This is a genomic window from Mesorhizobium sp. B2-1-1, assembly GCF_006442975.2.
GTDB lineage: Bacteria > Pseudomonadota > Alphaproteobacteria > Rhizobiales > Rhizobiaceae > Mesorhizobium.
Window position 1 is genome coordinate 1,229,091 of sequence record NZ_CP083954.1, and the last position, 15,557, is coordinate 1,244,647.

The window sequence follows — 15,557 nt, forward strand, 5'->3', positions numbered from 1 at the left end:
AATAGTGGGGCCGATGGTTCGCAACGTTGCTCTTGTTCTCGGTGGTGGCGGGGCCGCCGGAAATGCCTGGCTGATCGGCATCATCGCGGGCCTCGCCGACACTGGTGTCGATCTGACCGAGGCCGCCGATCTGGTGATCGGAACCTCGGCAGGCGCCAATGCGGCAGTGCAGGTGCGCAGCGGCATACCGCCGGGCGAGCTGCTGGCCGCGGTGCTGTCCCCGCTGCCGGTTCAACCGGCCGGACAGAGCCGCCAGCAACCGCCGTTCGCTTCGATGGATAGTGTGTTCGAGCGGATGCGTGCCATCTCCGCCGCCGCTATCTCGGCAGCCGATCTGCAACGGGCGATGGGGGCATTCGGTTTGGAGAGCGATGTCAAATTCGGACCGGAAGTGGCCAAACAGCGGCGCGCGCTGGTCGCCGCCAGATTGCCTCGCCATGAATGGCCGGAAAGGCCGATGATCTTGGTGGCCGTCGACGCGCTTACCGGTGAACTGGCTGCGTTCGACCGCGATTCCGGCGTCGATCTGGTTGACGCGGCCACCGCGAGCACCGCGCTGCCCGGTGCGGGGCCCACGCACAGCATCAATGGCGTCCGCTACATCTCCGGTGGCGTGCGCTCCGCCGATAATGCCGACCTTGCCTCGGGCTATGCGAACGTGATCGTGCTCTCGCCGTTCAGCGGACGGAGCGGGCCGCTACCGGAAGGCCAGTTCGAGGGCCTGCGCAGACCGCCGGGCGCGGACCTTGCAAGCGAGGTCGAAGCCCTGCGCCAGCAGGGCAGCCGGGTGGTGGTGATCACGCCTGACGTCGATTCCCGCGCCGCAATGGGCACCAACCAGATGGATCTGGCGACCCGCATCCCCGCGGCCCGTGCCGGTTTCGCCCAAGGCAAGAAGGAAGCGACCCGCGTAACGTTCCTGTGACGATTGCACGCCGAGGGCGTGCACCAACTTTCCAAATATTGCCTGCAACAAAAAACCCGGCGCAAGACCGGGTTTTTCAAAAACTCAAAAGGCGCAAGGCCTCAGGCAGCTTCTTCCTGCTCGGCTTCCTCATTGTCGGCCTTGGCGCCGCGCTTAGGGCCCTTGTTGAGATTGACCTCGATCAAACGCACGGCTTCGGTTTCCGACATGCGGTTGACAGCGGCGATCTCGCGGGCCATGCGGTCGAGCGCGGCTTCGTAGAGCTGGCGTTCGGAATAGGACTGCTCCGGCTGGTTGTCGGCGCGGTAGAGGTCGCGAACAACTTCCGAGATCGAGATTAGGTCGCCGGAATTGATCTTGGCATCATATTCCTGCGCGCGACGCGACCACATGGTGCGCTTGACGCGGGCGCGGCCTTGCACGACCTTCAGTGCGCGTTCGACATAATCCTCTTCCGACAGCTTGCGCATGCCGATCGAGGTTGCCTTGGCGACCGGCACCTTGAGGCGCATCTTGTCCTTCTGGAAATCGATGACGAACAGTTCCAGCTTGTGCCCGGCCACTTCCTGCTCGTCGATCGAGACGATCTGGCCGACACCATGCGCCGGATAGACGATGTACTCGCCGGTCTTGAAACCGTGACGTGCAGCGGTGGACTTCTTCTGCGGGGTGATCGTTGCCATTACGCCCTGAACTCCTTGTTGTGGGCCGGCGGCGGTGCCGGCTGAACTCGCGCGATCGGGTTACCGATCATTAGCCGCACAACAGATGAACCCACCGGAAAAGCCGGGACCGGCAAACCGCACGATTGCGATCGCCTGGCCCAGATCGCTCTGGTCCGATATGGGATTTTCACCTTTCAGTGATTTGGGGCGTTAGCGCCATAAATCGACGTTGTGTCACCGGCATGTTTCGCTCATGTAACACAAAAAGTCGGAAGAATCAAGGTTTTGCTGCATAAGCGAAGGCCACAGGTTCACGCCGCCTGTCAAGGCGGTTAATAGGCCGTACCTCTTACGCCGCGTCATGCCGGTTGAAACGGCAGCGCTGTCAGTCGCCTTCTCCGGGTTCAGCCGAGAAATATTTCTCGAACTTGCCGGCCTCGCCATCGAAGGCCTTGGCGTCGGCCGGCGGCTCCTTCTTGGCGGTGATATTAGGCCATTTCTCAGCGTATTCGGTGTTTATCTGCAGCCATTTGTCGAGGCCCGACTCAGTATCGGGCTTGATCGCGTCGGCGGGGCATTCCGGTTCGCAGACACCGCAGTCAATGCACTCGTCGGGATGGATGACGAGCATGTTCTCGCCCTCGTAGAAACAGTCGACCGGACAGACCTCGATGCAGTCCATATATTTGCATTTGATGCAATTGTCGGTCACGACATAGGTCATCGATCTGCTCCGGGACGTCCCGTTTTTGTTGGCTTTTTCCGTGAGGTAACGCCTTTGGCGCCCGCTTGCAAGGGCGGCCATTCCGGCCATGCCGGCATTGCCGGAATGGAATTCCAACGGCTCGGCAATGGCGGGCATCGGTCATGTGCTCGGACCGTTGTGTCGGCGGCGTGGAAGAACATACATGCCTCCGTGCACCGGCGGTCAGTCGTCGCCAAGCAAGCGGTCGGTCTCGCGGCGCTCCTTCTTCGTGGGGCGGCCGCTTCCGGCCTCGCGCAGCCCTGGGATCGCGTCGGGAGGCGCCTCGCCCGTCGGTGCGGCAGGCGGCGACATGTCTTCGTAGAGCGTGCGTGCCTCCACGGCGGGGCCGCGCCGGCTTCCCGCATCGAGCACCTTCCAGATGAAGATGCGCCGCTCCAGCGTGATGGTCAGGACGTCGCCAGGCTTGACCAGGTCGGAGGCCTGCGCTGCTTTGTCGCGATTGATGCGCACCCGGCCGGCCACGACCAGTTTGGCGGCCAGCGAGCGCGATTTCACCGCGCGCGAGAAGAACAGCCATTTGTCGATACGCTGGCGGTCGGTGGCCATCGGGGCGACCATCGGATCCTGTGCGGCTATTTCTTCAGCTGGTCGCGCAAAGCGGCGAGCTTGGCGAAGGGAGAGTCGGGATCGAAGCGCACCGGGCGCTCCTCGCGCGGTTTTGCCTGAAACGAGGGTTTGCCGCCTTGCGGGCCGCCCTTGCCTTCCGGACTGCCGCCCGGCCGGCCCTCACGGCGGTCAGAACGCTCGCCCTGCGGCTTTCCCTCCCGCCGTTCCCCGCCTTCGCCTTGCGGCCTGGGCTTGAACTTCGAGCGATCGAAACGCGGCTTGCCGGCGCCATCGCGGCGCCCTTCATGGGCGGGCCGGGTGCCGGGCTGGCCGACAGCGGCATCCGCCGGGGCATCGGAGCGCGCCGCCTGGCCGTTGCGCGGCCGGGCGCGGTTCTCGTGGTGACGGTGACGAGGCCGCTGGTCGAAGCGGCCCTGCCGCCACAACAGGATCGGCTTAGGCTCTTCGGCTTCCGCAGCGGGTCCCTGTTGGGGAGCGTCGGCGCTGTCCCCCTCCTCGCCTCGCTCCGCGATCTCCCCCGTCGAGGGGGAAGTGAGAGCGTCGGCGCTTTCGGCGGCAGGAGTCTCAGGCACGGCTTCTGCTACAGACGCAACCTCTTCCGTAGCTTCGGCTGGAGCTTCGGGTTGTTCTTCCGCAACAGTTTCGGCCGGTTCCGCAATGGGTTCAGCAGGAATTTCGACGGCGGTCTGGGCAGTCGCAGTTTCCGGATCTTCCGCTGATGTCTCCTCAGGCGTGTCCGTCGCAGCCGCCTCCGCCGCCTTGGCCTGCTCGGTGCGCGCGGCCTCTTCCGCTGCCAGCTTGGCCGCCACGGCTTCCCGGGCGGCATTGTCCTGCGCTTCCAGCCGTGCCTTGATTTCGGCCGCCGGCTTCGGCTCGGCACGATAGCCAAGACCTTTCAGGATTTCTTCCATGTCGTCGGCCGTGGCGCCGAGAATCGACATCATCGGCGGCGTCACCATGAAAGACTGGCCATCATAGGCGCCATCCGGACGCTGGCCGAGGCCGGGCTTCCAGTTGGTCGCCGGGCGGATCAGGTCGGCCAGCCGTTCCAGAATGTCGATGCGCACGGCGCGGCGGCCGAGATTTCGGTAGCCCGCAAGCTTGTAGAAGGCCTTGTCGAAAGCCGGATCGATGACCACCGAGGTGCGGCCCGATGCCAGCGCATGGACGACGTCGCCGAAGCCGAGCTTGTCCTTGCCATCGTTTTTCAGCGCCCACAGCAACGTCACCAATCCCGCGGGCGCCGGCTTGATCAGCGCCGGCACGAAGACATGATAGGCGCCGAAGCGCACGCCCAGCCGGCGCAATGCCGCGCGGCCTTCCTGGTCGAGCGACTTCATCTCCTCGGCGATGTCGCGACGATTGATAAGGCCGAAATTCTCGACCAGCTGGAAGGCAATGCCGCGGCCGATACCCGATATCTGCTCGGCATTCTTTAAATCGACCAGCGGCTTCAGCAGGGATTCGATCTGGAAATTGACGAAGCGCTCGGCGCGCGCGGCGACCTTGTCACGCGCCGGGCCGGTCAGCTGTTCGTCGGCCAAAAGCACCAGGCGCGGCTTCAGCGCGTCTTCACCGGCAACCAGAGTGCCGATCGGCGCGCCGATCCAGCGCAGCGTGCCGTCGGAACCGAGCGCGATGTCGCCATTGGCGCATGCGCCGAAGCGTTCGGCGCGTGCCTCGAACTCCGCCGCCAGCGCCTTCTGGGCGGCCGCGCGCACGGCCTTGGCGTCTTCGCCGCCAGCGCTCTGATCGGCGGTGAAACGGAACCCCTGCAACTCGCCGACATGGTGGCCTTCGACGAGGACGGTTCCGGTTGGGCTTATTTCGGCTTCAGGCATGGTATTTTCTCTAAGGCGCCGCATGAGGACGGAAGTCCTGCGGTCTACGAAGCGTTTCGTCAACCGCTCATGCAGCGCATCCGACAATCTGTCTTCGATTTCGCGCGTCTTTTCCTGCCAGTGTGCCTGATCGGCCAGCCAGCCGGGCCGGTTCGACACGAATGTCCAGGTGCGGATCTGGGCGATGCGATGCGACAGCGTATCGATGTCGCCCTCGGTGGTGTCGGCGCGGCGCACCTGCTCGGCCATGTAATTCTCGTCGACATGGCCATGCCTGGCGAGGTCCATGTAGATCGACGCAATGAGGTCGGCGTGCTGGGCCGGCGCTATCTTGCGGTAGTCGGGGAGCGCGCAGGCCTCCCACAGCAGCGCGACGCGCCTTGCGTCGGTGGCGAGCGCCCTGATGTCCTCGTCACGCGACAGGTGCTCAAGCGCCTGCGCATCGACTGCCGGCAGCGCACGGGTCAGGCCTTCCACCGGGGCATTGGTCTCGATCGAGCGCTTCAGCGCGTCGAGGCTGGCGAAATTGAAACGCGCTGTGCGCCACTGCAGAACCTTCACGGGGTCGAAGTCGTGGCTTTCGATCTTCTTGACCAATTCCTCGTCCAGCGGGTCGACCTGGCCGGTGACGCCAAAGGTGCCGTCGCGCAGGTGCCGGCCGGCGCGCCCGGCGATCTGGCCAAGTTCGGCCGCCGTCAGGTTGCGATACTGATAGCCGTCGAACTTGCGGTTCTGGGCGAAGGCGACATGGTCGAGATCGAGGTTAAGGCCCATGCCGATGGCATCGGTGGCGACGAGATAGTCGACGTCGCCCGACTGAAACAGCGCCACCTGGGCGTTGCGGGTGCGGGGCGAGAGCGCGCCAAGCACGACGGCCGCACCGCCCTGCTGGCGGCGGATCAGTTCGGCGATGGCATAGACCTCGTCGGCGGAGAAGGCGACGATCGCTGTGCGCCGGGGCAAGCGGGTCAGCTTCTTCGAACCGGCATAGGCCAGATGTGACAGCCGCGGTCGTGTCACCACCGAGACGCCTTTCAACAGGCGCTGCAAGATGCCGTGCATGGTGGCGGCGCCGAGCAGCAGCGTCTCCTGGCGGCCGCGCAGATGCAGGATGCGGTCGGTGAAGATGTGGCCGCGCTCGAGGTCCCCCGCAAGCTGCACCTCGTCGATGGCGACGAAGGCGGCATCGGTCTCGCGCGGCATGGCTTCGACGGTACAGACCGAATATCTGGCGCCTGGCGGCTGGATCTTCTCCTCGCCGGTGATGAGCGCCACCTTGTGGGCACCGACCTTTTCGCAGACGCGGGTGTAGACCTCTCGCGCCAAGAGCCTGAGCGGCAGGCCGATGATGCCGCTTTCATGCGCCACCATGCGCTCGATGGCGAGATGGGTCTTGCCTGTGTTGGTCGGCCCAAGCACGGCAGTCACGTCGCGACCCGATAGGATCAGCGGCTCGGTGGGTTTCGGATGGATGTTCATCGGCTCGGAAATAAGGCTTTCTGGCCTCTCATTGTCGGGAGCACGCCTCGGGTGGCGCGTATGACAGGCGACACATAGGGATTTCAGGCGCGAAGCGAAAGCGGAATGTTCCGCTGGCGGTTCGAAGTCACCTCCGTCGAGCTTCGGTTCGGCTGCTGATTAAGGGTTGGAACGAGTCTGGAACGAATCGGCGACGAATCGCTGACTCGCCCGGATTCAGGTTTTGTTCACGGCTAGATGTGGAGTTTTGGCTGATGATCCTTACCACATGCTGAATCACGGAATTGGCCCGTTTCATGCTAGGCGAGAGCCGCCGTTAACTTTCGCTGGCAAAGCCGTGTGGCAGCCCGCCTTGCTTCATCCAAGCTTATGAAATTGTTGAACTTTCTTAATAGAAATTAACAGTTTGACAGGCGATTGCAACTGCTCTCGTTAACATTGCGGCCAAACATGGAACGAAAGGGCGACGAATCGGCGATGTCGGGATTTTCCCTGTTTGTTCACGACAAGATGTAGTGTTACGCATAGGTTTTCCACCGACAATGCACAGCTTATCCAGGCAGTTTTGCACAATACCCGCTGCCGCGATTAACCTTTGCGTGCCGGATTGGAACAGTAGGCCGACAGCCGTCATCGGACGGCGTCACGGACATCCGAAGCGGATGGCGAACGAGCCCTCCTTCAATCGGCACCGGGAAGCCGGCAGCCCGGCGAGACCTCAGGCGAAGTACTGGCCGCCATTGGCGGTGATGGTCGATCCCGTGATGAAGCCGGCGTCCTCGGAGGCGAGGAAGACGACGCAGCGCGCGATCTCCTCCGGCTCGCCGAGGCGCCCGACCGGGATTAGCGGGATGATGCGTTCGTTGAGCACCTTCTCATCGATCGCCCGGACCATTTCGGTGGCGATATAGCCTGGGCAGATGATGTTGACGGTGATGCCCGCGCGGGCTCCTTCCTGGGCCAGAGCCTTCGAGAAACCGATGTCGCCGGCCTTGGCCGCGGAGTAGTTGACCTGGCCGGCCTGGCCCTTCTGGCCATTGATGGAGGAGATGGTGATGACGCGGCCGAACTTGCGGTCGCGCATGCCGCTCCACAGCGGATGCGTCATGTTGAAAACGCCGGAGAGATTGGTGTCGATGACCTCCTTCCACTGCTCACGCGTCAGCTTGTGGAACATGGCGTCGCGCGTGATGCCGGCATTGTTGACCAGCACCGCGACCGGGCCCAGATCGGCCTCGACCTGCTTGATGCCGGCGGCGCAGGCGTCGTAGTCGGCGACCGACCATTTGTAGGTCTTGATGCCGGTTGTGGCCGTGAACTTGCTCGCCGCCTCATCATTGCCGGCGTAGTTGGCGGCAACCGAATAGCCGGCTTCCTTCAGCGCCATCGATATTGCCGCGCCGATGCCGCGCGATCCGCCCGTGACGATTGCAACCTTGGTCATGCGCTCCCTCCCTTTGGTTGGGAGAGTGAACAGGGAGTAGCGAATGACGAGTAGGGATCAGATATCCCATTGCGCCGACGCCGTTCTTCCCTATTCGCTACTCCCCATTCACTTCTCTTTTAGAGCGCTTCGACGCACATGGCGACGCCCATGCCGCCGCCGATGCACAGGGTGGAGAGACCCTTCTTGGCACCTCTTCGGCGCATCTCGTGGACCAGCGTGTTGAAAATGCGCGCGCCAGAGGCGCCGATCGGATGACCGATGGCGATGGCGCCACCATTGACGTTGACGATCGAGGGATCCCAGCCCATGTCCTTGTTGACCGCGCAGGCCTGCGCGGCGAAAGCCTCGTTGGCCTCGATCAGGTCGAGATCGCCGACCGACCAGCCGGCCTTTTCCAGCGCTTTTCGCGAGGCGGGAATCGGACCGGTGCCCATGATCGCCGGGTCAACGCCCGCGGTCGCCCAGGAGACGATGCGCGCCAGCGGGGTGATGCCCCGCCTGGCAGCTTCCGCTTCGCTCATCAAAAGCGCGCCGGCGGCGCCGTCGTTGATGCCGGAGGCATTGGCGGCGGTCACAGTGCCGTCCTTGTCGAAGGCCGGCTTCAGTTTGGTCATGGCATCCAGCGTCGCGCCATGGCGGATGTATTCGTCCTGGTCGACAATTGTATCGCCCTTCTTGCCCTTGATGGTGAAGGCGACGATCTCGTCCTTGAACCGGCCGGCCTTCTGCGCGGCCTCGGCCTTGTTCTGCGAGGCCAGCGCGAACTGGTCCTGGTCCTCGCGGGTGATCTGGAACTGGCGGGCGACGTTCTCGGCCGTGTTGCCCATGTGATAGCCATTAAAGGCATCCCACAGTCCATCCTTGATCATGGTGTCGATCATCTTGTAGTCGCCCATCTTGACGCCAGCGCGCAGATGCTGGGCGTGCGGCGACATCGACATCGATTCCTGGCCGCCGGCGACAACCACCTTGGCATCGCCGGTGGCGATCTGCTGCATGCCGAGCGCGATGGCGCGCAGGCCCGAGCCGCACACCTGGTTGAGGCCCCAGGCGGTGGTCTCCCTGGGCAGCCCGGCGAGGATCGAAGCCTGGCGGGCGGGGTTCTGCCCTTGGGCCGCGGTCAGCACCTGGCCAAGAATGACCTCGTCGACTTCGGCCGCCTCGACGCCGGCGCGCGACAACAATTCCCTTACGACGACGGCGCCAAGCTCGTGAGCCGGGGTGGCGGCGAAAGCGCCGTTGAAGGAACCGACCGGTGTGCGCGCCGCGCTGGCGACGACGATGGCATTGGAAGCGGGCATTCTGTTCTCCAAACTTCAAGCTGATGTTCTGTCATTGAAGACTTTTCTTGCCCTTTCCCAACCCCGAGTCAAACCGGAAATCGGCAGGGCACCCATGCGTCGCAAGCAAGCTGCGCATGGCCGCGACATCAAGCTGTCCGCTGCTGCGCAGCATATTTCACCGGCCATGCAGCGATAATTAATCCCGCACTGCACAAACTGCTTGGAATTGTGACGCTTTTGCGCATATCCTTTGAACGGGCGCAATCGTTACCGGCGGCTTACTCAGGCGCGCCGGTGTCCGGGGAGGATGCAGATGGCTGCGAAAGACGATCCGATCGTCATCAAGAAATATGCCAATCGCCGGCTCTACAACACCGGCACCAGCACCTATGTGACGCTCGAGGACCTGGCCGAAATGGTCAAGAAGGGCGAAGAGTTCACGGTGCAGGACGCCAAGACCGGCGACGACATCACGCATCCGGTTCTGACCCAGATCATCTTCGAATTGGAGAACAAGGACGGGCAGAACATGCTGCCGATCCCGTTCCTGCGCCAGTTGATCGCCTTCTACGGCGACCAGATGCAGATGATCGTGCCGAGCTTCCTCGAACAGTCGATGATCGCCTTCTCCAAGGAACAGGAGCGCTTCCGCGAGCAGATGAAGGGCGCCATCGGCAAGTCACCACTCGACATGATGAAGATGGCCACGCCGATCAAGGCGCTGGAGGAGCAGACGCGCCGCAACATGGAAATGTTCCAGAATGCCATGCGGCTGTTCACGCCTTTCCCGCCGGCAGGCTCGGCACCTGCGGCGGCCCCCGCCGAACCGGCCAGGAAGGAAACGCCGGAAAAACCCGACGATCTGCAGCAGTTGAAGGACCAGATCGCGGCCATGCAGCGCAAGCTCGACACCATGTCGTGAGCGCGCAGCGCTTTTCTTCCGATCCTACGGCAATAATCCCTCGTAGCGACCGCGCGGCCTGATGCTGCCGCCGCTCATTGCCTGTTCGACCATGTGGGCGGCCCAGCCAACGCTGCGTCCAAGCGCGAACAGCTGGAACGGCGCATCGCGCGGCAGGTCGAGGCTGCGCGTCAGAACGGCCAGGGCAAAGTCGACGTTCGGGCGGGCGCCGGTCGCGGCAATGGCGGCGATTTCCAGCGATCGCAATGTTCTGTCGGTGTTGTCGATGGCCGCCAAAAGCGCCGTGGCGCGGGGATCGCCTTCGGGATAGAGCGGATGGCCGAACGCTGGCAAAGGCCTGTCATGGCCGAGCCAGCGCCGGATCGCCGCATCGGCGCCGTGCCGCGCCGCATCGTCCGCGAGTTGCATCACCGCCTCGCCGGCGCCACCGTGCCGCGGACCGGAAAGTGTCGCCAGACCGGCGAGCAGGCAGGCGGCGGGCGAGGCTCCGGTCGAGGCCGCGACGCGCGCCGCGAAGGTCGATGCGTTGAGTTCGTGATCGGCAAGCAGCACAAGGGCGCGCCGGATAGCCTGCGCCCCGCCTTCATCCACCGACCAGCCTCGCGCCAACCGCATGTGCACCGGATCTGATCCCGCCGAGGCGCCAAGAGCGCCGGCCAGCACGCCGATCGCGCGCGCGGCGTCGGCGCACAGCGAGGCGGCGCCGCGCCCTAGTGAAGGCCGCGCCTGGCCGGCGAGCATGGCAAGTTGCATGAAGGCCGGGGCTCGGCCGAGTTGTTGGGATTGATCCGAGGCCGGAGCCTCGAAACTCACCGGCTCAGGCAGGGCCCACAGCACGGCGGCGGTCTCTTCGAGCGTGGCATGTTCGGACAGCGCAACGGCGTCGCGGCCCCGATAGACAAGGTGGCCGTGCGAAACGGTCGAGATCGAGGTGACGAGCGAGGGTTCGCCCCAGGCGATGGCGCTTTCGGCGATGGCCGATGGGCTGCGTCCGCGCTCTCTTCGCATCATCAGGGCCGCGATATCGTCGGCGCGATATTGGCTGCGGCGTGGATCGGCACTGTCCGGGCGCATGCCGATGCGCCCGCGACTGACATAGGCGTAGAGCGTCTGCGGCCGCACCTTGAGCCGTTCCAGTGCCTCGTCCCGCGACAGCCATTCGGACATGTCGGTCCCATGTTGATTCTATTGATCAAGATTGATGCGCGTGTTGCCCATCCTTATCCTTGATGTCGAAAAAGCTCAAGGAGACTAAGCCATGGCGAACGGGCTCGATGATGTGGTGGCGGCGGAAACGGTGCTGTCCGACGTGGATGGGCTGGGCGGCCGCTTGACGATCCGGGGGTACTCCCTGCCGGAACTGGCCGGGCGATGGAACTATCCGCAGGTCGTTCGCCTGCTTCTCGACGGCTTCTTCGACGACGTTCCCGGAGACGCGGAACTGGCCGCGAGACTGGGCCAGGCGCGCGTCGAGGTGTTCGACCGGCTCTTGCCTTGCCTGCCCCTGCTGGCGCCGCTCGACGTCTATAGCGCCATGCGCGCCGGCATGGCGCTGCTGCCGGACGGCGAGACGCTGACGGACGCGCTTGGGCTGATCGCGGCGCCCGCCGTGCTGACGCCGGCGCTCTTGCGCCTGCTGCACGGCGAGCAGCCGGTCGCGCCGGATGGGAAGGCCGATCATGCCGCCGATATGCTGAGGATGCTCGACGGTTCCGTGCCGACGCCGGTTCTGGCAAAGGCACTCGACACTTACCTCGTGACCGTCTGCGACCACGGCCTCAATGCCTCGACCTTCGCCACGCGCATCGTCGCTTCGACGCAGGCCGGGCTGACATCGTCGGTGCTGGCTGGCCTCGGGGCGCTCAAGGGCCCACTGCATGGCGGCGCGCCCGGCCCTGTCATCGAGATGCTCGACGCCATCCAGGCGCATGGCGACACCGCCGGCTGGCTGCGCGGCGAGATCGCGCGTGGTGAACGCATCATGGGCTTCGGCCACCGCATCTACCGCGTGCGCGATCCGCGCGCCGATGTGCTGAAGGCGGTGGTGCGGCAACTCGGCGGGGAGGGCGAGACCGGTCGCCGGCTGGCCTTCGCCGAGACAGTCGAACAGGCTGCGCTCGATGTGCTTCGGATTGCCAAGCCGCAGCGCTCGCTGCAGACCAATGTCGAGTTCTACACCGCGTTGGTGCTGGAAGCGGCGGGTTTTCCCAGCCAAGCCTTCAGCAATGTCTTCGCGGCCGGGCGCGTCGCCGGTTGGGTCGCGCATGCGCGCGAGCAGCAGACGACGGGACGGCTGATCCGGCCGCTGTCGCGCTATGTCGGACCGATGCCGGACCTCGTCGCCTGAGCATCAAACCTGTTTGGAAGATACACCGCGCCCTCCGCCACAAGGCGGAGGGCGTTTCCGCATGATCGAAATTTCATGCCATCACGCGACCGTGCTCGTGTTCTTGCCTTGGTGCGTCCTTATATGCTGCACTGCAACATAGGTCTGCCGTGACGCTGACGTCCCGATTCCCGGGCACGCAATAAGCCAGGCACCGGGATCGACAGGAACGCATGACGAAGAACGGCAAGGCGGAGGAAGTAAAGAAGATCAACATCGCGCTTCAGGGCGGCGGTTCCCACGGGGCTTTTTCCTGGGGCGTGCTCGACCGGCTTCTGGAGGATGGCCGGCTGGAGATCGCAGCGGTGTCCGGCACAAGCGCGGGCGCGATGAACGCGGTGGCGCTGGCCGACGGCTTCGTTCGCGGCGGCGTCGAAGGCGCGCGCAAGAAGCTCGACGACTTCTGGCATGCGGTGGCGGCGAAGGGCCGGTTCAGCCCGGTGCAGCGCATGCCGTGGGACGTCGCCTGGGGCAATTGGTCGATCGAGAACACGCCGGGTTATGTCTTCTTCGACACCATGTCGCGCGTGTTCTCGCCCTATGTCGCCAACCCGCTCGGCCTCAATCCGCTGCGCGACGTGGTCGCGCAGGGGATCGATTTCGACAATGTACGCGCCTGCAAGTCGATGGAACTGTTCATCTCGGCCACCAATGTCGAGACAGGGCAGTTGCGGGTGTTTTCCGATGGCGAGATCGACCTCGACACAGTGATGGCCTCGGCCTGCCTGCCGCAACTGTTCCGCGCCGTCGAGATCAAGGGCGTGCCCTATTGGGATGGCGGTTATGGCGGCAATCCGGCGCTCTATCCGTTCTTCAAGACGGCTGCCACCGAGGACGTGCTTTTGGTGCAGATCAATCCGGTCGTGCGCGAGGGAACGCCCAAAAGCGCCAATGAGATCCAGAACCGCATCGACGAGATCACCTTCAACGCCGGGCTGCTGCGCGAATTCCGTTCGATCGCCTTCGTCAAGGAACTGATCGCCGCCGGCCGCCTGCCGCGGGGCGAGTACCGGGACATCCGCATGCACCGCATCGACGCCGATGAGGCCTTCAAGGACCTGTCGGCATCATCGAAGGTCAATGCCGAATGGGCATTCCTGGCCTATCTGCGCGATCTTGGCCGCACCGCCGCCAGCGACTGGCTGGAGGAGAACTACGATGCCGTCGGCAAGCGGCCGACGCTCGACCTCTCCGGCGAGTTCGACGACGGCTTCAAGCCGGTGCGGGGTCCGGCACCTGGCCGACGGGTGAAGGAATTCCTGGCCGCGCGCAAGAACCCCGAAGCGGAGCGTCGCCGGGCCTGAACCCGCATCCGTCACACGGGCGTGATCTGCCGCGCGGTGCCAGCAAGTTCCTTCCGGCGCCAGCAACAACCATCGCGTGTGAGGCGCGCATCATCATGCTGACGCCTGCTGCCAGTGTCGTGCGGGCGCCGCTGTTGGGCGCCATCCCTCGACCGTATCCGGAACGGTGACTGGCGGGCGAGGAATACTGCCACGAACAGCACCAGCAGGCGTTTTGTTCGAGGCTATATCATGTCTCAAGCCTAGACGGCGGAACGCGATGGAGCAGACGCATCGAGGCGACCCGTCCTCGCTCCTGGAGCATCCGGCTTGACCAGGGAACGACGATCTGGATCAGAGTTGAACGGTCAGTTCTTCAAGCAATTCCAGTGTGTTGCGTGAAATGTCGCACGCCGGGATGGTCCGTCAGGCCGAGGTTATCATCGTGCTCGAAACCCGCGTGGGGTTGAAAATCGCCTCGCGCCGGCGTCGTGCCTCCGAGAGCAGACGCAGGCCCGGCCGCACCGGGCCTTCAACGGCCGATCATCGGTCGCCAACGAGCCCCGCTAAAGCCGCACCCTATTTGGGCAAAAAAATGCTTCGCGAGGGCTATACTCTGTCCAGCTTCGCAATGCTGCTGCAACTTTCCGACTATATTGCGTTGCAAACTTGATGTAGAAGCGCGCTTCGCCGATCACGGCAATTTGAACACGGCCTGGCGCGCACCCATATCGGCGACGCGCTCCTCGAGGAGGACGCAGTCCCGGCCAAACCCCGCAGTGGAAAAAACGACGATGCCGAAAATCAGGTTTCACAAGCTTGCTGCCGTTGTTGTGCTCATCGGTTTCGCCGCCTGGATGGCGACGGGCGAGTTTTCATCCGTTGGCAGTGCCGCCGCCGACGCCCAGAGGGCGGCAGAGGCCGAAAAGGCCAAGACGCCGGAGGCCGGCAAGCCGAACACGGCGCAAGCCGAGCCGAAAGCCGCGCCGCGCACCGTCGCGGTGGTGACGCCGCCGCGCAAGACCTATGCGCGCGCTATCCGCATTTCGGGGCTGACCGAGGCCGACAAGCGCGCGGTGCTGGCAACGCGCGTCGCCGGTGTCATCGACAAACTGCCGGTCAGCCAAGGCCAGCACGTCAAGACGGGCGATCTGGTTCTGATGCTGGCGGCCGAAGAGAAAATCTCGAATGTCGACAACGCCAAGCAGTTGCTGGCGCAACGCAGGGCCGAGCTCGACGCCGCCGAACGGCTGGCCAAGACCGGCAATCTGCCGAAGCTGCAGCTCGACACGGCGCGCTCGAATTTGACCTCGGCGCAATCAATGCTGGAGACCGCGCAGGCCGAGCTCGACCGCAACGAGGTCAAGGCGCCGTTCGACGGCGTCATCGACAGGGTGCCGGTGGAACTCGGCAGCTCGGTCATGCAAGGCGGCGAGGTGGCGACCATCCTCAAGCTCGATCCGGTGATCGCCCGCGGCGAAATCAGCGAACGCGACCTGCGCTACATCAAGATCGGCGAAGAGGCCAATGTGCGCCTGGTCAACGACCAGAAGGTCACCGGCACCGTGCGGTATATCAGCCGCGACGCCTCCTCCCAGACCCGCACCTTCCGTGTCGAAGTGGCGATCCCCAATGCGGATGGCAGCATCCCCGCCGGTATGACGGCCGAGATCACGCTCAGCGCCGAGCCGACCGATGCGGTTCTGCTGCCGCGTTCGGTGGTGACGCTGGGTGACAAGGGTGATCTCGGCATCCGCGCCGTCGGCAGCGACGACAAGGTGGCCTTCTACCCGATCGACCTGGTGGACGACACGCCGAACGGTCTCGTGCTCGGCGGAATTCCGAAAGATGCGCGCATCATTGTCGCCGGCCAGGAACTGGTGAAGGAAGGCGATATCGTCAAGCCCGTCGAGGCCGACCAGGCGACCATCAACAAGCTGATCGGCGAAGCCACCGCCGGTACGCAGTAGCGCAAAGCCCGGCGTCGGGATCT

Annotated in this window: 13 protein-coding genes; 6 read left to right on the forward strand and 7 right to left on the reverse strand. The window is 64.3% G+C overall.

Features of this window, described 5'->3' with window-relative positions; all coding sequences use genetic code 11:
• Positions 1–13 precede the first annotated feature (13 nt).
• On the forward strand, positions 14–925 hold the full coding sequence (locus FJ972_RS05950; protein ID WP_140525064.1) for a patatin-like phospholipase family protein: 912 nt from the start codon (positions 14–16) through the stop codon (positions 923–925).
• 101 nt (positions 926–1,026) lie between these two features.
• Here FJ972_RS05950 and FJ972_RS05955 read toward each other — a convergent pair whose 3' ends face one another.
• The 6 genes from FJ972_RS05955 to FJ972_RS05980 form a co-directional block, all read right to left on the reverse strand.
• A complete protein-coding gene (locus tag FJ972_RS05955) occupies positions 1,027–1,608 on the reverse strand; it encodes a CarD family transcriptional regulator (protein WP_006327799.1) in 582 nt (193 codons plus the stop codon).
• Positions 1,609–1,975: 367 nt separating this feature from the next.
• Complete coding sequence (fdxA, locus tag FJ972_RS05960) at positions 1,976–2,314, reverse strand: ferredoxin FdxA (RefSeq protein ID WP_140493333.1); 339 nt, start codon at positions 2,312–2,314, stop codon at positions 1,976–1,978.
• A gap of 204 nt (positions 2,315–2,518) precedes the next feature.
• Positions 2,519–2,914 carry an RNA-binding S4 domain-containing protein gene (locus tag FJ972_RS05965; RefSeq protein ID WP_224518929.1) on the reverse strand — a complete coding sequence of 132 codons (396 nt, stop codon included), beginning with the start codon at positions 2,912–2,914 and terminating at the stop codon, positions 2,519–2,521.
• 14 nt (positions 2,915–2,928) lie between these two features.
• Positions 2,929–6,243: a helicase-related protein gene (locus tag FJ972_RS05970; protein WP_140525065.1), complete on the reverse strand. Its 3,315-nt coding sequence runs from the start codon at positions 6,241–6,243 to the stop codon at positions 2,929–2,931.
• A gap of 718 nt (positions 6,244–6,961) precedes the next feature.
• A complete protein-coding gene (phbB, locus tag FJ972_RS05975; RefSeq protein WP_140493339.1) occupies positions 6,962–7,687 on the reverse strand; it encodes an acetoacetyl-CoA reductase in 726 nt (241 codons plus the stop codon).
• A gap of 119 nt (positions 7,688–7,806) precedes the next feature.
• Positions 7,807–8,991, reverse strand: coding sequence for an acetyl-CoA C-acetyltransferase (locus FJ972_RS05980; protein ID WP_140493342.1), 1,185 nt, complete (start codon positions 8,989–8,991; stop codon positions 7,807–7,809).
• Here FJ972_RS05980 and FJ972_RS05985 point away from each other — a divergent pair.
• Together FJ972_RS05985 and phaR are read left to right on the forward strand one after the other, a co-directional pair.
• Entirely contained in the window at positions 8,972–9,169 is a 198-nt protein-coding gene (locus FJ972_RS05985) for a hypothetical protein (RefSeq protein WP_140493345.1), read from the forward strand. The genes FJ972_RS05980 and FJ972_RS05985 overlap by 20 nt on opposite strands.
• Before the next feature lie 117 nt (positions 9,170–9,286).
• Entirely contained in the window at positions 9,287–9,895 is a 609-nt protein-coding gene (gene phaR / locus FJ972_RS05990; RefSeq protein ID WP_140493348.1) for a polyhydroxyalkanoate synthesis repressor PhaR, read from the forward strand.
• Positions 9,896–9,919: 24 nt separating this feature from the next.
• Here phaR and FJ972_RS05995 read toward each other — a convergent pair whose 3' ends face one another.
• On the reverse strand, positions 9,920–11,062 hold the full coding sequence (locus FJ972_RS05995; RefSeq protein WP_140525066.1) for a citrate synthase: 1,143 nt from the start codon (positions 11,060–11,062) through the stop codon (positions 9,920–9,922).
• Between the two features lie 91 nt (positions 11,063–11,153).
• Here FJ972_RS05995 and FJ972_RS06000 point away from each other — a divergent pair, with 91 nt between their 5' ends.
• The 3 genes from FJ972_RS06000 to FJ972_RS06010 all read left to right on the forward strand — a co-directional run bounded on the left by FJ972_RS06000 (position 11,154) and on the right by FJ972_RS06010 (position 15,534).
• Positions 11,154–12,242: a citrate synthase/methylcitrate synthase gene (locus FJ972_RS06000; protein ID WP_140525067.1), complete on the forward strand. Its 1,089-nt coding sequence runs from the start codon at positions 11,154–11,156 to the stop codon at positions 12,240–12,242.
• Between the two features lie 212 nt (positions 12,243–12,454).
• Positions 12,455–13,585, forward strand: a complete 1,131-nt coding sequence (locus tag FJ972_RS06005) for a patatin-like phospholipase family protein (RefSeq protein ID WP_140525068.1) — start codon at positions 12,455–12,457, stop codon at positions 13,583–13,585.
• A 773-nt stretch (positions 13,586–14,358) separates the two neighbouring features.
• On the forward strand, positions 14,359–15,534 hold the full coding sequence (locus FJ972_RS06010) for an efflux RND transporter periplasmic adaptor subunit (protein WP_140525069.1): 1,176 nt from the start codon (positions 14,359–14,361) through the stop codon (positions 15,532–15,534).
• The last annotated feature ends 23 nt before the right edge of the window (positions 15,535–15,557 follow it).